The 17,112-nt window shown below is 52.4% G+C and carries 19 protein-coding genes; 12 read left to right on the forward strand and 7 right to left on the reverse strand.

Annotated elements, in window-relative coordinates; all coding sequences use genetic code 11:
- Positions 1–32: 32 nt before the first annotated feature.
- From nusA to B5G10_RS01610, 3 genes are all read right to left on the reverse strand, one after another.
- The gene (nusA, locus tag B5G10_RS01600) at positions 33–1,286 is read right to left on the reverse strand and encodes a transcription termination factor NusA (RefSeq protein ID WP_087423025.1); all 1,254 of its coding nucleotides are present in this window, start codon (positions 1,284–1,286) and stop codon (positions 33–35) included.
- A 1-nt stretch (position 1,287) separates the two neighbouring features.
- Complete coding sequence (rimP, locus tag B5G10_RS01605; RefSeq protein ID WP_087423026.1) at positions 1,288–1,755, reverse strand: ribosome assembly cofactor RimP; 468 nt, start codon at positions 1,753–1,755, stop codon at positions 1,288–1,290.
- Positions 1,756–1,930: 175 nt separating this feature from the next.
- Positions 1,931–2,647 carry a M48 family metallopeptidase gene (locus tag B5G10_RS01610; protein WP_087423027.1) on the reverse strand — a complete coding sequence of 239 codons (717 nt, stop codon included), beginning with the start codon at positions 2,645–2,647 and terminating at the stop codon, positions 1,931–1,933.
- A 180-nt stretch (positions 2,648–2,827) separates the two neighbouring features.
- Here B5G10_RS01610 and B5G10_RS01615 point away from each other — a divergent pair, with 180 nt between their 5' ends.
- Together B5G10_RS01615 and B5G10_RS01620 are read left to right on the forward strand one after the other, a co-directional pair.
- Complete coding sequence (locus B5G10_RS01615; RefSeq protein WP_087423028.1) at positions 2,828–3,154, forward strand: PadR family transcriptional regulator; 327 nt, start codon at positions 2,828–2,830, stop codon at positions 3,152–3,154.
- Between the two features lie 21 nt (positions 3,155–3,175).
- On the forward strand, positions 3,176–4,276 hold the full coding sequence (locus B5G10_RS01620) for a PspC domain-containing protein (protein ID WP_087423029.1): 1,101 nt from the start codon (positions 3,176–3,178) through the stop codon (positions 4,274–4,276).
- A gap of 97 nt (positions 4,277–4,373) precedes the next feature.
- Here the strand turns inward: B5G10_RS01620 and B5G10_RS01625 are convergent, their stop codons facing one another.
- Together B5G10_RS01625 and B5G10_RS01630 are read right to left on the reverse strand one after the other, a co-directional pair.
- Positions 4,374–5,249, reverse strand: a complete 876-nt coding sequence (locus B5G10_RS01625) for an NAD kinase (protein WP_087423030.1) — start codon at positions 5,247–5,249, stop codon at positions 4,374–4,376.
- 14 nt (positions 5,250–5,263) lie between these two features.
- Complete coding sequence (locus B5G10_RS01630; protein WP_087423031.1) at positions 5,264–5,920, reverse strand: CBS domain-containing protein; 657 nt, start codon at positions 5,918–5,920, stop codon at positions 5,264–5,266.
- 164 nt (positions 5,921–6,084) lie between these two features.
- On the opposite strand from B5G10_RS01630, the gene B5G10_RS01635 reads away from it, so the two are divergent.
- Genes B5G10_RS01635 through B5G10_RS01650 form a run of 4 tightly spaced genes read left to right on the forward strand, consistent with a single transcriptional unit; the run spans position 6,085 to position 8,749 of the window.
- The gene (locus tag B5G10_RS01635; protein WP_087423032.1) at positions 6,085–6,798 is read left to right on the forward strand and encodes a pyridoxine 5'-phosphate synthase; all 714 of its coding nucleotides are present in this window, start codon (positions 6,085–6,087) and stop codon (positions 6,796–6,798) included.
- A gap of 23 nt (positions 6,799–6,821) precedes the next feature.
- Positions 6,822–7,523 carry a MotA/TolQ/ExbB proton channel family protein gene (locus B5G10_RS01640; protein ID WP_087423033.1) on the forward strand — a complete coding sequence of 234 codons (702 nt, stop codon included), beginning with the start codon at positions 6,822–6,824 and terminating at the stop codon, positions 7,521–7,523.
- 19 nt (positions 7,524–7,542) lie between these two features.
- Positions 7,543–7,959 (forward strand): biopolymer transporter ExbD, encoded by a 417-nt coding sequence (locus B5G10_RS01645; protein WP_087423034.1) that lies wholly within the window; start codon positions 7,543–7,545, stop codon positions 7,957–7,959.
- 40 nt (positions 7,960–7,999) lie between these two features.
- Entirely contained in the window at positions 8,000–8,749 is a 750-nt protein-coding gene (locus B5G10_RS01650; RefSeq protein ID WP_087423035.1) for a hypothetical protein, read from the forward strand.
- Positions 8,750–8,818: 69 nt separating this feature from the next.
- On the opposite strand, the gene B5G10_RS01655 is transcribed toward B5G10_RS01650, so the two are convergent.
- The gene (locus B5G10_RS01655; protein WP_241147699.1) at positions 8,819–9,790 is read right to left on the reverse strand and encodes a PCMD domain-containing protein; all 972 of its coding nucleotides are present in this window, start codon (positions 9,788–9,790) and stop codon (positions 8,819–8,821) included.
- Positions 9,791–10,050: 260 nt separating this feature from the next.
- Here B5G10_RS01655 and B5G10_RS01660 point away from each other — a divergent pair, with 260 nt between their 5' ends.
- The 6 genes from B5G10_RS01660 to B5G10_RS01690 all read left to right on the forward strand — a co-directional run bounded on the left by B5G10_RS01660 (position 10,051) and on the right by B5G10_RS01690 (position 15,842).
- Positions 10,051–10,824, forward strand: coding sequence for a DUF1295 domain-containing protein (locus B5G10_RS01660; RefSeq protein ID WP_087423037.1), 774 nt, complete (start codon positions 10,051–10,053; stop codon positions 10,822–10,824).
- 4 nt (positions 10,825–10,828) lie between these two features.
- Positions 10,829–12,079, forward strand: coding sequence for an NADH:flavin oxidoreductase (locus B5G10_RS01665; protein ID WP_087423038.1), 1,251 nt, complete (start codon positions 10,829–10,831; stop codon positions 12,077–12,079).
- Positions 12,066–12,866 carry an SDR family NAD(P)-dependent oxidoreductase gene (locus B5G10_RS01670; RefSeq protein WP_087423039.1) on the forward strand — a complete coding sequence of 267 codons (801 nt, stop codon included), beginning with the start codon at positions 12,066–12,068 and terminating at the stop codon, positions 12,864–12,866. The genes B5G10_RS01665 and B5G10_RS01670 overlap by 14 nt, the downstream gene beginning before the upstream one ends.
- The gene (locus B5G10_RS01675; protein ID WP_087423040.1) at positions 12,859–13,728 is read left to right on the forward strand and encodes an SDR family NAD(P)-dependent oxidoreductase; all 870 of its coding nucleotides are present in this window, start codon (positions 12,859–12,861) and stop codon (positions 13,726–13,728) included. The genes B5G10_RS01670 and B5G10_RS01675 overlap by 8 nt, the downstream gene beginning before the upstream one ends.
- 548 nt (positions 13,729–14,276) lie before the next feature.
- Complete coding sequence (locus B5G10_RS01685) at positions 14,277–15,128, forward strand: helix-turn-helix domain-containing protein (RefSeq protein ID WP_087423042.1); 852 nt, start codon at positions 14,277–14,279, stop codon at positions 15,126–15,128.
- A 63-nt stretch (positions 15,129–15,191) separates the two neighbouring features.
- A complete protein-coding gene (locus B5G10_RS01690) occupies positions 15,192–15,842 on the forward strand; it encodes a cation diffusion facilitator family transporter (protein ID WP_087423043.1) in 651 nt (216 codons plus the stop codon).
- Between the two features lie 86 nt (positions 15,843–15,928).
- On the opposite strand, the gene B5G10_RS01695 is transcribed toward B5G10_RS01690, so the two are convergent.
- Positions 15,929–16,927 (reverse strand): class II fructose-bisphosphate aldolase, encoded by a 999-nt coding sequence (locus B5G10_RS01695; RefSeq protein WP_087423044.1) that lies wholly within the window; start codon positions 16,925–16,927, stop codon positions 15,929–15,931.
- Between the last annotated feature and the right edge of the window lie 185 nt (positions 16,928–17,112).

The following is a 17,112-nucleotide window of genomic DNA, read 5'->3' on the forward strand; positions in this document are numbered from 1 at the left end:
AAGGGCTCGCGCCAGGCAGCCCTCCAAGCGGATTATTCTTCAAACTCCGCTTTGAGAATAGAGAGGACCTCGTCAACGGTGCTCTCTTCGAGATCGGCTTTCTCGATCAAGGTCTCGCGCGGCAAAGCCAGCACGCTCTTGGCCGTAGCGCAACCGATACCCTTCAAGGCCTCGATAACCCAGTCGTCGATTTCGTCTCTGAACTCGTCGAGATAGATATCCTCCTCTTCTTCCTCGTCGATGTCGCGATATACATCGATGTTATAGCCGGTGAGCATACAGGCCAGCTTGATATTCAAACCACCCTTACCGATTGCCAGTGAAACCTCTTCGGGTTTGAGGAATACCTCGGCCTTCTTCTCCTCCTCGTTCAAACGGATGGACGAGATTTTGGCGGGGCTCAAGGCACGCTGTATGAACAGCGAGGGGTTGGAGGTGTAGTTGATCACGTCGATATTCTCGTTGCGCAACTCGCGCACGATGCCATGGATGCGCGAACCCTTCACACCCACGCAGGCTCCTACGGGGTCGATGCGGTCGTCATACGACTCGACGGCGATTTTGGCGCGTTCGCCGGGGATACGGGCAATGGCCCGGATGAGGATGAGCCCGTCGTGAATCTCGGGCACCTCGAGTTCGAAGAGGCGACGCAGGAAATCGTTCGACGTGCGCGACACGATAATCTTGGGGTTGTTGTTCTTGTTATCGACATCGAGCACCACAGCCCGCACGGTCTCGCCCTTGCGGTAGAAGTCCGACGGAATCTGCTCGGTCTTGGGCAACAGCAACTCGTTGTTGTCGTCGTCGATGAGCAACATCTCCTTTTTCCAAATCTGATAAACCTCGGCGCTTACCAGTTCGCCTATTTTATCTTTGTACTTATTGTAAATGGCATCTTTCTGCAAATCGAGAATCTTCGAAGCCAGCGTCTGGCGCAGGTTCAAAATGGCACGACGGCCGAACTTCTCGAAGTGAACCTCGTCGGTCATCTCCTCGCCTACCTCAAAGTCGGGGTCGGTCTTGCGGGCCTCCGAGAGCGATACTTGCAGGTTGCTGTCGGTCACGGCACCATCCTCTACAATCTCGCGGTTACGCCATATTTCAAAATCGCCCTTGGTAGGGTTCACGATTATATCGAAATTTTCATCGGTCCCGAACATCTTTGCCAACACATTCCGGAAAGATTCTTCCAGCACACTGATCATCGTGGTTATCTCGATGTTCTTCAACTCTTTGAACTCAGCAAAGGTATCGACCATGCTTACGGGTTCCTCTTTTTTTGCCATATTATTTAAATCTGATTAGATATTTTGTATATTTTATTTCATCGTATCCCAAGGTACAGTCCTCTTCCACCTCCACTTTGCGTTTGCTGGTTTCGCTCTTCACCTTCTTGGTCACCGTCACGACAAACCGGTCGGGGTCGGCACTCTTCAGCACGCCCGACAACTTGCGACCGTCTTTGGTCAACACTTCGACCTCGTTGCCGATATTTTTCTTGTACTGTGCCAACACTTTGAAGGGCGAGGTAATTCCGGCCGAACCGACCTCGAGTTCATAATCCTCGACGTCACGGTCGAGTTTCGACTCCAGAAAACGGTGCAGAGCCACACAGCGATCTATGTCCACCCCCTCTTCATTGTCGATTTCTACTACCAGTACATTATCGGGCTTTACCTCTACATCGACCAAGAAACAGTCGGTTCCTGCCAACCCCTCTTCGACCAATGCTTCTAACTCTTTTTTGTCTATCATAACGGTTGTTGTAGTGAAAAAAACGAGGGGACATCATTGCCCCCTCTTCCATTCCTATCGCCGCAAAGATAGTACAATATTATATAATACACAACTCTACCGGCCCAAGCGGGCTCGAAATAGAATATTTCGCACCTATAATTTAAATATTTTTTGCATTATACAGCTTTATTTATCAAAACAAAAAGGGGAACGCCCGCAGCTGTTTACGCAACGAAAGCTCCTCTCCACCGCAATATCGGTTGCACAACTCGTGGAACTGCGGGCCATGATTCATTTGCTGCAAATGGGCCAGTTCGTGACAAATCACATAGTCGATGAGCTTCTCGGGCAAGAACATCAGATGAAACGACAACTGTATCGCCCGGCTGCGGGTGCAGTGTCCCAGCTTGCGACGCCCGCGCCCCACGGTCACCTCGCGCGGCGATGCCCCCACCATGCGGGCCACCTCGGCTACCCGGCGCGGCAACAGCTCCTGAGCCCGACGATAAACCAGGCGACACACACCCTGCGAGAGTGACCGACACACCCGAGACTCATTCAAATCGGCTCCAGGCGGACAGAACACCTGCAAGGTATTGCCCTCATAACGAAACAGAAACCGCCCTGGCACCATCCCGGGGAGCAGCACAATATCGCCGCCATAGCAGGCTATATGGTCACCCACCGACAACTGCCGGGTCTGCCGCATGGCTTCACTCCGAGCCATCAGACGCCGCAACCGCTCCCGGTTCTCGTCCACGACCGCCTGCACCCGACCGAGTGTATATTCCTCGGGACAGGTGATGTGCATCATCCCCTCCTTCACCCGGAATATCAGCCGGCGAGCTCGACTGTCGGGACGCACCTGCACGATACCGAACTCTTTGTCGTCATACTCATACCTGGCCATAAGTCTGCTCTTCTTTTCCGTCTGCGAAGATAGTGTAATTCGGGGTGGAATCAAACCGTTTCATCCTCCTCTTCATGGGAAACATCCCTCCTTTCATATCTTAAAATTTGTTATTTATAAGTACTATGTAATACAAGTTACCATATAATACCTATATTTGTGTCGTAAAAGGTACTGAACATGAACACCGACAATGTAAAATCGCAAATGCGAAAAGGGATTTTGGAGTACTGCACGCTGCTCATCCTGAAGAAGCAGAGGGCCTATGTACCCGATATCATCCAATCGCTCAAAGCCTCGAAACTCATCGTGGTAGAAGGCACCCTCTACCCGCTGCTTACCCGGCTCAAGAACTCGGGGCTGCTCACCTATGTATGGGAAGAATCGACCCAGGGGCCTCCCCGCAAATACTACGAGCTCACGGCCGAGGGCGAACTCTTCCTCAACGAACTCGATACCGCTTGGGACGAACTGAACCAGGTAATCGCACACATCAAAGAACAATAAAAAAATCAATACACACGACCTATGAAAAAAACTGTCACCGTCAACCTCGACAAAAACATATTCAACATCGACGACGACGCCTACGATCTGCTCGCAGCTTATTTGCAATCGCTCAACGACCATTTTGCTCACGAAGAGGGCGGACAAGAGATCTTGAACGATATCGAGAGCCGCATTGCCGAACTGTTCAAAGAGCGGCTGGGCTATGGCATGCAGGTAATCACCCGGCAAGAGGTAACCGAGGTTATCTCTATCATGGGGCGCCCCGATGAAATCGAAAATCCGCTCGAAGGCGAGACTATCGACGAGACTCCGCACGAAGCGGACCACGAGACCACAGACTCTGCCGAGACTCAAGCCGAAGCTCCCCGCAACGAAAGCGCCGCCAACGAGACAACCACTACCACCCCACGACGCCGTCGCCTCTACCGCGACCCCGACAATCGCATACTGGGTGGTGTAGCCTCGGGCATAGGCTACTATTTGGGTATCGATGTAGTCTTCATCCGCGTCTTCCTCGTCTTGCTGCTGCCCCTGTGGGCCTCATCGATATGGATTTACCTGCTGCTGTGGATATGTATCCCCGAGGCCCGCACCACGGCCCAGAAAATCGAGATGCGGGGCGAGACGCCCACCATCGACAACATACGCCGAGCTGTCGAAGAAGAGCACGACAACAACCGCACCAACAGCTCCATGAACTCATTTGGGCACACCCTGGGCGAGATATTCCGCGGGGTATTCAAGTTCTTCTTCATTTGCATAGGAGCCCTCATCGCCATCTCGATTATCGGGGCACTGGTCACCTGCATCATCAGCCTGCTGGCCTTCATCTTCCTGGGCACAACAGTCATCACCACACCATTCATCTCGATTTTCCCCGGGAACATCGAGGTACTCAACGGCAACTGGGAGCTGGTATTGTTCACCGTCTCACTGCTGCTCACCTTCGGTATTCCTCTCTACGTCATTCTGCGAGCCGTACTGGGATCGATCTTTCACTGGAAAGCGCAGCCGTTGGCCCTCAACATCACTCTGCTGGTATTGTGGCTGCTCTCGCTGGTTGCCCTTTTCTTCGCTACCTTCATAGCCCTGCCCACCCAATCTCTGCTTGTGATATAATAGCTTCCTAAATACCCGAACTCCCCGAGCTGCCGGACATATAGCCGGCAGCTCGGGGAGTTCGCTTTTTCTCTTCATTCAACACATGCGGGAGACATCACTCGCGCTTATCCATCCCCCACATCAGTTTGGCCCGCAGCGTCTCTGCAAAACTGTGGCCCAACCGTTTCACTACCCGGATGGAGAAAGGAGCCTTGCGCAAAACCACCCGTTCGTCGGTATCGAGCATAATCGAGCGGCCGTCGAGACTCAACAGATAACTGTGGTTGCGGCTATCCACCCGCAGGGTAATATCGGTATTGTCGTTCACCACCAGCGGGCGTACCGTGAGGCTGTGAGGGGCTACCGGCGAGATGACCCAGTTGGCCGCCTGCGGCATGAGAATGGGGCCTCCCACACTCATCGAGTAGGCCGTCGAACCGGTAGGGGTTGCCACAATAAGGCCATCGGCCTGGTAGGTATTGAGGTAACTCTCGCCCACCGTGGTGTGAATCGAAATCATCGACGAGGTATCTTGCTTGAGCACCGCCACCTCGTTGAGAGCATAGGGCCAGAAGTCCCGAGGCAGATTATCGAGTTCGACCTGCAACAGCGAGCGCTCCTCGAGTTTGTAGCGGCCGGCAAGAATCTCGGTCATGACCGACTCGGTCTCCTCGGCCGGGACATCGGCCAGGAATCCCAACCGCCCGATATTCACACCCAGCACCGGGATGCCCCGGTCGCCTATCATCTCGGCCGCACGCAAAAAGGTGCCGTCGCCACCAATACTCAATGCCATATCGGCCTGGTAATTGCGACAGCAATCGATAGGCTCGATATCCCGGCACACATCGGGGAGCTCCCGGGCAAGGAGTTCATAAAACTGGCGGTGTGCAGCCAGCGACGCCTTCATGCGCGACAAGACCTGCAACACCTGGTGCACTTGCGCCAACCGGGCCCCCTGGTAATTATGTCCGAACAACAAGATTTTCATAACACGTTCCCCCCTTACATTTCCAAATAATACATCAACTCCTTGATACGCTGTTCGATACGGTCGTCCATCACACCGTGCAACTGGTAGCAGCTGAGCACCCGATAGTCAAACCGCTCGAGCGAGCGGAGCACCGGTGTGGCATCCTCGCGATCGATGCGCAGACAGGCGCGCCACATGCCCGACTCCTCGTCGGGGCGTATCATCAGATTCATCACCCGGCAATCGTTATCCTCTACCAGGCGGGTAAGTTCGGTTGCCGAGTAGTCGGCCCGGGGAATCTCCAACTCGATAATGGCCCCCGACGACGAGGTCTGGCACAACCGGGCCACAGCCACCATCACCGCATGAATGGGAATAGCCCCCATGTAGTGGCGACGGCTATCGACCACGGGGAGCACATCGTCGGTATATTGGGCAAACTGGTTCACCACGTCGAGCAGATGCGTCTCCTCGCGCACGGCCGGGTGACGCAGGTTGTCACGAGCCACACACTCCTCGCCGCTCTCGTCGGCCAGCTCTTTTTTATGAAGAATCCCCACATACTCACCCGCATCGACCACCGGCAGGCTCGACCACCCCGAGCGCTCTATCGTCGCACGGGCCCGGTCCACCGGTATTCCGGCCGTCAGGACAGGTATTTCGGGCAATATCATATCTTTTGCTTTCATTTATTGCGCATATTTCTATAATTCGTATTATTTTTGCACGAAAGAATAGACAAAGATAGCTATTTTTTTCGGATGATACCGCTGCCCGTTTCTTTTCGTCGAAGAGAATGAACAACGCCGGCAGCAAGTCAACCCGAAAAAACGATTTAGGGTAAAAAAAGGAAATGACCAAGTTAAGTGTTAATGTCAACAAGATAGCCACCCTGCGCAATGCCCGGGGAGGAAATGTCCCGAATGTATTGAAAGTCACGCTCGACTGCGAAGCCTTTGGTGCCGAAGGCATCACCGTGCACCCGCGTCCCGACGAGCGGCACATCCGTTATGCCGATGTCTATGAATTGAGACCGGCCGTAAGCACCGAGTTCAACATCGAGGGATACCCCTCGGAGAAGTTTCTCGACATGGTGCTCAAGGTGAAGCCCACCCAGGTGACCCTGGTGCCCGACGCCCACGACGTAATCACCTCGAATGCCGGCTGGGATACCAAGACCAACTTCGACTTCCTCTCCAAAATCATCGACCGATGCAAGGCGGCCAACATACGCACCTCGATCTTTGTCGAGACCGATCTCGAGATGATCGAATATGCCGCCAAGACCGGCACCGACCGCATCGAGCTCTACACCGAGCCCTATGCCGTAGGCTATGCACAAGACCGCGAAGCTGCCGTCGCTCCTTTTGTCAAAGCGGCCGAGCATGCCCGCAGCCTGGGCCTGGGTGTAAACGCCGGCCACGACCTCAACCTCGAGAATCTGCGGTTCCTCCACGAAAGCATCCCCTTCCTGAGCGAGGTATCCATAGGACACAGCCTCATCTGCGATGCCCTCTACCTGGGACTGAGAGAGACCATCAGACAATACAAAGAGTGCCTTAAATAAAAAAAACTATTAAACTCTATATCATGAACCTGCTTACGTTGCTCCTGCAAACTACCGACACGGTCGCCGCACCACCCGTGCTCACCCCGGTCGAGACCGCCAACGATCTGAATCTTTGGGACCTTGCCTGCAAGGGAGGAATCATCATGATACCCCTGCTGCTCCTCTCCTTGCTCTCTATCTATATCTTTGTTGAGCGGCTGCAAGTCATCCGACGTGCCGCCCGCGAGGACAACACCTTCATGGAACGCATCAAAGACTACATACACGAGGGTAACATCGACAGCGCCCTGAAGCTCTGCAAAAAAACCAATACCCCCTACTCGCGGCTCATCGCTAAGGGTATTTCGCGATTGGGTCGCCCCATGAACGACGTGCTGGTAGCCATCGAAAACGTGGGCAACATCGAGATTGCCAAACTCGAAAAGGGATTCCCCTGGCTCGCCACTACCGCCGCCGGAGCCCCCATGATCGGGTTTCTCGGCACCGTAACCGGTATGGTGAGAGCCTTCTACAACATGGCTTCGGCCGGCAACAATGCCGACATCTCTACCCTCTCGGGCGGTATCTACGAAGCCCTGGTCACGACCGTAGCCGGTCTCATCGTGGGTATCATCGCCCTCTTTGCCTACAACTACCTCGTGTCGCGCGTCGATGGCGTGATGAACCAACTCGAGTCTAAGACGATGGAATTTATGGACTTGCTCAACGAGCCGGCCGAATAACCATAGGGAGAGTGAAACTATGGCACTGAAACGGAGACATAAAATAGAGGCCACATTCAGCATGGCATCGATGACCGATGTCATCTTTCTGTTGCTCATCTTCTTCATGATCACCTCGACGATTGTCTTTCCCAACTCCATCAAGGTAAACCTGCCCCAAAGCAACCAACAGGCGGCAGCCAAGCCCCTCACCCGGGTGACCATCGACGAGAACATGAACTACTACATCGCCTTTGGCAACGAGGCTCCCCAACTCGTCACCTACGACGAGCTCGTACAACGCCTTGCCGAAACGCCCCAGCTCGACGAAGAACGTTTCGTCGCTCTCTATGCCGACGAAACGGTACCCTACCGCGAGATTGTCAAGGTGCTCAACATCGCCAACGACAACCACCTGAAGATGGTATTGGCCACCAAACCGGTGCGCAATCCATAACCAATATTCTCGAAAGGAAGAAACAAACGACCTCCTCACCATGGAACCGCAAAAAAGAGACAAGATACAAGCTATAGCCGCTACCGTAGCCGTGCACCTCGTTGTACTGCTCGTGTTGTGGTTTACCATCCTGGGCAACGAGCCTGTGGGTGGAGGCAGCGGTGTACTGGTGCAAGTAGGACTGGTCGATGAGGCCTCGGGCATGTTCGAGTCGAACAATACACAACCCGAGCAGGCGCAAACCGAACCGATGCGCGAGAACGACGACGAACTCATTACCCAGAACGACGAAGAGAGCGTCCAAATCGAGAAGAAAGAAAAAGAGAACAAAGAGAAAGCCGCCCAAGAAAACAAGAAAGACAACCGCATAGACAACCTGGTAAAGGGTGCATTCGGCAAAGGAGTATCGAACGACGGCAGCCGTGGCAACAGCGACAAAGGAAGCGGCACACAGGGCAACCCCTTTGGCAACTCATCGACCGGCGAACTCATCGGTGTGGGAGGCTATGGCGGCTACAACCTGGGCGGCCGCGGGCTGGTTGGCTCGCTGCCCCAACCTCAATACGACAACAGCAACGATGCCGGCACCATAGCCATCTCGATTACCGTCAATCCTCAGGGACAGGTCATCAACGCCATTGCCACGGTCAAAGGCAGTGAAGGCACCGCCTTCTCCAATCCCAAGCTGCGGGCCTCGGCCGAAGCTGCCGCCCGTCGCTCGCGATTCGAGCGCAGCAACCGCTCGTCAAACCAGACGGGGGTTATCGTCTATATCTTCAAACAGAACTAATCGGCTCCATACAGAAAGGACCCGAATCGTCGATCCAGGCCCCGATATCTCATTTGTCCTAAACGCTCACTAATACCCCAGAGCGATATTGTCGATCCACAGGGTGCTGCCCAAGCCACCTACATAGGCAGTGCCACAAGTGGCCGAAGCCATCACGAGCATATGAGTCACCGGCTCGTCGGGCTTGCCCCAGCCCACCTCGATCACGGGAACCATCTTGCCCTTGCTGTTGCGGCAGTAGTAGGAACTCTCCTTGGGAATGAGCCCCATATACGATTTATAGAACGGCTTGTCGGTTATGTCGCCATAATGAATGGGTATGCTGTGGCCGTTCACCCAGCCCGAAGTACTCTTGCCGTAACGCTCCCGACCGGTACCTACGCGGTGGGCATACACATTGCCGTCGGCATCTTCCCAACGGTGCTGCAACAGGATATAAACCTCGCCGTTGTCGCGCCCGGGCAATTGCTTGCGGGAGCTGAAGCCGGTCGATTGAGTGCGGAAGTTATCGGGCGATGCCTTGTATTTATAGTCGAAAATCAACCGGGTGGGACGCTTGGTAAAGGGGACACCCATCTCCATTTTGCTATAAGGATTTTTGGTCGATCGAATAGGTTCGTTGACCTTGCCCAGAAAGATACTGCCGCTCACCAACACATGCATGTTCATCATGCCCAGCACACAGCAATCCTCGATTACGGTCTCCATGCAGGCACAGGTTCCACCCCCTTCGCGTTTTTCGGGGCGCACCGTATTGCTGGCCTTGACCACCCCCATCACATTGGCCATCACATTCGACGAAGCCCAGGGCGAACCGCCCATATTCTTGTAGGCCTTGTTTCCCTTGATGTGCTGGGTAGGGGCAATGGCATAGACCGTCTTGGTCTTTCCTCCCAACAGGGACGACTCCTTGATTTCACGAGTCACCCAGTGTTCAAAATCGGCAAAGGCGAGCGACTCTACCCGCTGGGCATAGGTACTTCCTACGGTAAAAAGGCCACACACGGCCATCCAAAATGTTATTTTTCGCATCTTTTTCATATCCATTTTCACAAATTCAGCCGGTGCAAAATTAAACGCTCTGCCGATTTTTCAAGGACAATTATCTATTTTTAAATATTTTGCATTGCCTTTTTCGATAAAAAATCAATTCATCCGGCTTATCATCATCTGTCGAAATGTTTCTTTATGTAAAAATACAGATCCTTTAAGAAAAGTATTTAAATAAGAACCTATCTCCCCGATTTTCCTTATTTTTGCGTATGGATAACTATTATATTCACCTTATTGTTCAATAGTCCATGGAAACCGCCACATTCAATATTTTTTTGATTGTCATGGCCGTCACGGCTCTCATCGTATTCATAGCCCTGCATTTTGTGAGTGCGGGCTACGGTATGCTCTTCGACCGCAAATGGGGAGTCTCTCTCTCCAACCGCATCGGGTGGGTGGTGATGGAGGCCCCCGTATTCATCGCCATGCTCGTGTTGTGGGGTCTGGCTCCCGACGAATATCGCTACGACCCGGTACGCATCGCCTTTCTGGTACTGTTTCAGCTGCACTATTTCCAGCGCTCGTTCATCTTCCCCTTCCTCATCAAGGGGAACAGTCGCATGCCCCTCAGTATCGTGAGCATGGGCATCGTCTTTAACCTGCTCAACGCCTTCATGCAGGGCGGTTGGATTTTCTACATTTCACCGCTCGACTACTATACCCCTCACTGGTTCGTCTCGCCGCAATTCATCATCGGCGTCATTGCCTTTGCAGCCGGGATGTTCATCAATATCCAGTCCGACTCCATCATACGCCACCTGCGCAAGCCTGGCGACCGTCGCCACTACATACCCCGTGGCGGCATGTTCCGCTGGGTATCGTCGGCCAACTACTTCGGCGAGTTTCTCGAGTGGGTGGGATTTGCCATCCTCACCTGGTCGTGGGCCGGAGCCGTCTTTGCCTGGTGGACGTTTGCCAACCTGGCTCCTCGCTCGGCCTCACTCTACAAGCGATACACCCAGGAGTTCGGCGAAGAATTTACCCGAGAAAAACGTAAAAAAATAATTCCTTTCATCTATTGAAATCATGAACAACGACCCGTCCTCCAAGCAGTCCATACTCTTTACACCGGCCTCGATAGGCCCTGTCACCCTGCGCAACCGCACCATCAGGTCGGCTGCCTTCGAGGGTATGTGCGACCACAACGCCCCCACTCAAAAGCTCTATGACTACCACCGCAGCGTAGCCACCGGCGGGATAGGCATGACCACGCTCGCCTATGCCTCGGTTACCCGCAACGGACTCTCGTTCAAGCACCAGCTGTGGATGCGTCCCGAGATTGTGAAACCCCTGCGCCGCATCACCGACGCCATCCACGCCGAGGGGGCCAAAGCCTCCATTCAGCTGGGCCACTGTGGCAACATGTCGCACCGCAGCACGGCCGGTCAAATACCCATATCGGCCTCGACGGGCTTCAACCTCTACTCGCCCACCCTCGTGCGGGGCATGCACAAAGACGAAATCGAAGCCATGGCCCGAGCCTTTGGCGAAGCGGTCAACAACGCTCGCGACGCCGGTTTCGATGCCGTGGAGATTCATGCCGGGCACGGCTACCTCATCAGCCAGTTCCTATCGCCCTATACCAACCACCGCCGCGACGAATACGGCGGCTCGCTCGACAACCGCATGCGCTTCATGCGCATGTGCATGGAGCAGGTGATGAAAGCGGCCGGCAACGACATGGCCGTTATCGTCAAGACCAACATGCGCGACGGGTTCAAAGGTGGCATAGAGATTGACGAAGGCATACTCATTGCCCGCGAACTCGAACAGTTGGGCGCCCATGCCCTTGTGCTGAGCGGCGGTTTTGTGAGCAAGGCCCCCATGTATGTCATGCGCGGACAGATGCCCATCACCTCGCTCACCTACTACATGAAAACCTGGTGGCTCAAGTATGGCGTGAAACTGGCCGGACGTTTCATGATTCCCACCGTTCCGTTCCGCGAAGCCTACTTCCTCGACGACGCACTCAAGTTCCGCGAAGCACTCAAGCTGCCCCTCATCTATGTGGGTGGCCTGGTATCAAGACCTACCATCGACAAGGTACTCAACCACGGATTCGAGTTCGTGCAGATGGGACGAGCCCTCATCAACGAGCCCGACTTCGTCAACCGCATGAAAAACGAGGGTGAAGCTCGCTGCGGCTGCGACCACACCAACTATTGCATAGCCCGCATGTACTCCATCGAGATGGCCTGCCACAAACACCTCGAGGGACAACTGCCGCCCTGTATCGTCAAGGAGATAGAAAAGATACACCGCAATGACCCGAAATAAAAAGAACATAACCTCGTCCACGGCCCTCGTCACGGGAGCCAGCTCGGGTATCGGGCTCGAGTTTTCCCGGCAACTGGCAGCACGGGGAGCGTCACTTGTGATGGTGAGCATCGACCGCGACGACCTCGACCGCGAGGCGGCCCGCATTGTCGAGAGCTACGGGGTACGGGTAGATACGCTGTGCATGGATCTGGCCCGCCCCGAAGCAGCCGACGAACTCTATCGATACTGTCGGGAAAAGGGGTTGACCATCGATATCGTCATCAACAATGCCGGCATCTTCTCCTTCCGCGAAGTGGTGCGGACCAACCCAGCCAAGATAGACACCATGCTCGAGCTGCACATAGGCACCGTGACCCGCCTGTCGCGCCTTTTTGCCAGCGATATGTGCGAGCGGCACCATGGCTATCTGCTCAACATGTCGTCGCTCTCGTGCTGGACTCCCTATCCCGGCATCGCCCTCTACACGGCCACCAAGGCCTACATCAGGGTATTCACACGGGCTCTGGCCTACGAACTGCGCGACTACGGCGTGCATGCCACTGTCGTGTGTCCCGGCGGTGTAGCCACCGGGCTGTATGGCCTGCCCCCTCATCTGCTGAAACTGGGTGTTCGCCTGGGTATTCTCATGACCCCCGAACGCCTTGTACACAAAGCTCTAAATGCCCTCTTCCGAGGGAAGAAACAACTCATCCCGGGAGTGTTCAACCGCCTGCTCATTCCGCTGGCCTCAATCATGCCCACCCGGATTCGTCTCATAGTCAAACACCGCATGCTCGATGAATAAAGAATACTACATCATTACCGGAGCCAATGGCAGTATAGGCCAAGCCATTACCGAAGCTATAGCCGCTCAAGGGCAACCCGTCATCATGGCCTGCCGCAACCTGGTCAAATCGCAACCCGTGCAACAGCAACTGATCGAGAAGACCGGCAATACAGACATTACCCTGTTGCCCCTCGACCTGGCCTCGTTTGCCTCGATTATCCATTTTGCCGAACGGCTCTCGCAAGACTCGGTCGTCATACAAACCCTCGTCAACAATGCCGGTGTGATGAATCAGTATTATAGCCAAACGACCGACGGATTCGAATCGACCATCGGAGTCAACTACATAGGCACCGTGCTGCTCACCCGCATGCTACTGCCTCTCATGCATCCCGGCAGCCGCATCGTCACCACCACCTCGCTCACCCGGTACATCGGTAAAATCGACGAGACGTTTTTTGCCGGCTCACCACATCACTACAAACGGTTCGAGGCATACAGCAAGTCGAAACTTGCCCTCACCCTCTACACGGCCCGGCTGGCTCAGGAATTGCTCCCCCGAGGTATCTGGGTCAATGCCGCCGACCCCGGTGTAGTCGATACCGACATGATCACCATGCACTCGTGGGTCGATCCGCTGGCCAACCGTTTCTTCCGGCCCTTCATCAGCACCCCGCAGGAAGGCGCCGTCGGAGCCGTCTTTGCCGCCACTTCGCCCGAGGCCTACGGCGTCACCGGCGAGATATTCAAGAAACACAAGCACACGCCCATTCCTACCCGACTCATCCACTCACCAAGGGCCTTCTGGCTCTACGAAGAGACCGGGAAAAAGATTACCGAGGTGCTTGCCAAGCTGCCTGTAGCCAGCCCCAAAATATAAAATAACACAACACTTGTATTTGCTTGTTAACGACCCAAACAAGGCCATTCTACACATGACCATAGCCTCGCCCAAGCGATAAGAGAATGACAATTATCGAGATAGATGCAAGGCAAATCGGCCCGTTTTGTACTCAATATGGCCGAAACATACGATAAAAAGGGCTTTTTCACGTACAGAATCCGAAATATAATTTTGTTTTGTCATTTGGAAATACTACCTTTGTCGCAGATTCAAAATCTCGACATCCCCTTTCACCACAGGGGAAAGAGCTTTAGAGAAAAATTTTTACTGAATATCTACACAGTTCTGCCGGAAAAAAACAACGATGTGAATCGTTATACTATCAGTCCCCTTTTTTTATGATATCGAGATTCCGGCAGAACTTTCTTTTTTAAATCCACAAAAACTTTAACCCTGCTTATCCATCCAGTATTTTTTCCATTCTCATCGAATGAGATAAATCAAAATCTTATTCCCTAAAAAACAATTATATAAATTTGGCTTTTCGAGCTTCTTATTGTTACCTTTATGAAAATTTTGGGACCATGGAGAGTATCGACAGTTTGCAAATAGGACACTCTTGTGAAAAAGGAGACGAGTTCAAGATTCAATGCCACACGACCGACCATTCAAACATAGAAGTGCCCTTCTCTCATAAACATGCCTTCTATGCGATTTACTGGATTCACCAAGGTTCAGGGACACATGTCATCGATTTTGAAAACTACTCCATAATTCCCAATCGACTGTTTTTTATCAAACCCGAACAGATTCATTTTCTACACAGTACAAAATCGGTAGAATATTCGGCCATACAGTTTACCCAGAATTTTATCCTACCTATCCTCAATACCATGCAAAGACTCTCATTTCAAAGGCCACTTGCTACATATAGCGATTTGAATGAACAGGAACAGAAACGACTTTCCACGCTGTTCGAGCAAATTGCAATCGAGTCGAGGAGCAGTCTTCCCAACTCTACCCTTCTTATCCAGTCCGAGCTAAACACACTGCTTTTGGAATGGGCACGACTTTCACTACCCCATGCAAAACCCGATGCCTTTCCCCTTCTGTTGCTCAAATATAAAGACCTTATCGAGCAACGATTTTCTGTGCAGCGACAAGTACGGTACTATGCCGCTCAACTGGGTGTAACCCCCAACTACCTCAACATACTCACACAAAAGCACTGCAACAAATCGGCATTGGCTCTAATTAACGATCGGGTAATACTTGAAGCCAAGCGACTTTTGGTGCGTTCCGACAAAGATATAACCGAAATTGCCTACCTGCTGGGATTCAACGAATTGTCCTATTTTTCCAAATTCTTTAGACAACACACAGATTCAACCCCTATCCAATTTCGCAACAAAATGAATAAAATGTACCAAGACTGAAATAATTTGTATAACCTCCCAACCTCTCCAGAGTCATAACTTTGCTCCCAAAATCTCAATGTTATGACACAAGGAAACAGCATTACTCAAGAACAACGAAACAAGGGAGAAAGAAGAACCGCATTTGTCGTACTCTTCTCAGCCGCGACCATGATTCTGGAAATTATTTTCGGACTGCTATCCAAATCGATGGCACTCCTGGCCGATGGCATACACATGGGTTCACACGTCTTAGCTATCGGGCTAAGTTGGGGGGCCTACATTCTGGTACGACACCTTGAAAAAAAACCAGCTCGCAATATTGACAGTGAGAAAGTTCTCGCCTTGTCGGCTTACACAAGCGGTATATTACTACTCGTCTTTGCTCTTTTTATCATCATCGAGGCCTTCAAGCGATTTTTCTCACCACAGATAGAGATACACTATGTCGAAGCGATGATTGTAGCAGTCATAGGCATGCTGGTGAATCTCATCTGTGCCTTTATTCTTCACGACAGAAACAGCGGGCACATCGATTACAACCGACACTCGGCCTACCTGCACATCCTGGCCGATGCCCTCACAAGCATTGGGGCCATATTCGGCTTAATATGCGCCATGATTTGGCATATCATCTGGATCGACACCCTCGTTGCCTTGGTATGCTCGCTCGTGATTATTCGCTGGGCCTATAGACTACTTATCGATACCGGGCGTAAATTAACCCTCAACTGATTATTAATTGCCCTACTGCAAAAAAAAGAGGCCGCCGATTTCCGTGAAGGAAATCGGCGGCCTTTATGTAGCTGTTGAGCTATCGATTAGAGTTTGCCGGCGCTACCCAATACGTTCTCGATTTTGTGAACGTAGAGTTTCTCCATGTTGTCACGAGCCGGACCCAGGTATTTACGAGGATCGAACTCGGCAGGATTCGTAGCAAATACTTTGCGGATAGCAGCAGTCATAGCCAGACGGCTGTCGGAGTCGATGTTGATTTTGCAAACGGCCGATTTGGCAGCTTTACGCAACTCCTCTTCGGGGATACCGATAGCAGCCTCGAGTTTGCCACCGTATTTGTTGATCGTATCGACCTCTTCTTGGGGAACCGAAGAAGAACCGTGCAGTACGATGGGGAAGCCCGGGAGTTTCTCCATAACAGCATCCAATACGTCGAATGCCAAGGGAGGAGGAACCAGACGACCCGTAGCGGGATCTACGTGGCATTGCTCGGGTTTGAACTTGTAGGCACCGTGCGAAGTACCAATCGAGATAGCCAGCGAGTCGCAACCGGTGCGGTGTGCGAAGTCGATAACCTCTTCGGGGTTGGTATAGGTGTGGTGTTCGGCCGAAACCTCATCCTCAACACCGGCGAGAACGCCCAGCTCACCTTCAACGGTTACATCGAATTGATGAGCATAGTCAACTACTTTTTTCGTGAGGGCTACGTTCTCTTCATAAGGCAGGTGAGAACCGTCGATCATCACCGAAGAGAAACCCGTGTCGATACACGATTTGCACAATTCGAACGAATCGCCGTGGTCGAGGTGCAACACGATTTGAGGATGTTCGCAACCCAACTCTTTGGCGTATTCTACTGCGCCTTGTGCCATATAACGAAGTAACGTTTGGTTGGCATAATTACGAGCACCTTTCGATACTTGCAGAATCACAGGCGATTTCGTTTCTACGGCTGCTTTGATAATTGCTTGCAACTGTTCCATGTTGTTGAAGTTGAAAGCAGGGATAGCATATCCGCCTTTGATAGCCTTGGCAAACATCTCTCTGGTGTTTACCAATCCTAATTCTTTGTAGCTTACCATCTTATTATAAATTATAGGTTAGTAAATTCTACCGCAAAGATAAGCATTTTTACCGATTAGCTCTATCTGCAAACTTAAAAAACATGCCCCTGCCTCTACTTTTTTACTAATTTTACATAAACAGGAACCCGGGGTCACCCCTTCCGACGGTTTGCATATTTTTTCAGAATAGACAATGATATGCA

It is taken from the genome of Barnesiella sp. An55 (assembly GCF_002161555.1).
GTDB lineage: Bacteria > Bacteroidota > Bacteroidia > Bacteroidales > Barnesiellaceae > Barnesiella > Barnesiella merdipullorum.

Coding starts and splice junctions, on each gene's coding strand:
- B5G10_RS01610 (WP_087423027.1), bottom strand. CDS start 2,647: ATGGCCAGGTATGAGTATGACGACAAAGAGTTCGGTATCGTGCAGGTG.
- B5G10_RS01665 (WP_087423038.1), top strand. CDS start 10,829: ATGAACAACGACCCGTCCTCCAAGCAGTCCATACTCTTTACACCGGCC.
- nusA (WP_087423025.1), bottom strand. CDS start 1,286: ATGGCAAAAAAAGAGGAACCCGTAAGCATGGTCGATACCTTTGCTGAG.
- B5G10_RS01630 (WP_087423031.1), bottom strand. CDS start 5,920: ATGAAAGCAAAAGATATGATATTGCCCGAAATACCTGTCCTGACGGCC.
- B5G10_RS01655 (WP_241147699.1), bottom strand. CDS start 9,790: ATGAAAAAGATGCGAAAAATAACATTTTGGATGGCCGTGTGTGGCCTT.
- B5G10_RS01615 (WP_087423028.1), top strand. CDS start 2,828: ATGAACACCGACAATGTAAAATCGCAAATGCGAAAAGGGATTTTGGAG.
- rimP (WP_087423026.1), bottom strand. CDS start 1,755: ATGATAGACAAAAAAGAGTTAGAAGCATTGGTCGAAGAGGGGTTGGCA.
- B5G10_RS01695 (WP_087423044.1), bottom strand. CDS start 16,927: ATGGTAAGCTACAAAGAATTAGGATTGGTAAACACCAGAGAGATGTTT.
- B5G10_RS01620 (WP_087423029.1), top strand. CDS start 3,176: ATGAAAAAAACTGTCACCGTCAACCTCGACAAAAACATATTCAACATC.
- B5G10_RS01640 (WP_087423033.1), top strand. CDS start 6,822: ATGAACCTGCTTACGTTGCTCCTGCAAACTACCGACACGGTCGCCGCA.
- B5G10_RS01690 (WP_087423043.1), top strand. CDS start 15,192: ATGACACAAGGAAACAGCATTACTCAAGAACAACGAAACAAGGGAGAA.
- B5G10_RS01635 (WP_087423032.1), top strand. CDS start 6,085: ATGACCAAGTTAAGTGTTAATGTCAACAAGATAGCCACCCTGCGCAAT.
- B5G10_RS01645 (WP_087423034.1), top strand. CDS start 7,543: ATGGCACTGAAACGGAGACATAAAATAGAGGCCACATTCAGCATGGCA.
- B5G10_RS01675 (WP_087423040.1), top strand. CDS start 12,859: ATGAATAAAGAATACTACATCATTACCGGAGCCAATGGCAGTATAGGC.
- B5G10_RS01625 (WP_087423030.1), bottom strand. CDS start 5,249: ATGAAAATCTTGTTGTTCGGACATAATTACCAGGGGGCCCGGTTGGCG.
- B5G10_RS01650 (WP_087423035.1), top strand. CDS start 8,000: ATGGAACCGCAAAAAAGAGACAAGATACAAGCTATAGCCGCTACCGTA.
- B5G10_RS01660 (WP_087423037.1), top strand. CDS start 10,051: ATGGAAACCGCCACATTCAATATTTTTTTGATTGTCATGGCCGTCACG.
- B5G10_RS01685 (WP_087423042.1), top strand. CDS start 14,277: ATGGAGAGTATCGACAGTTTGCAAATAGGACACTCTTGTGAAAAAGGA.
- B5G10_RS01670 (WP_087423039.1), top strand. CDS start 12,066: ATGACCCGAAATAAAAAGAACATAACCTCGTCCACGGCCCTCGTCACG.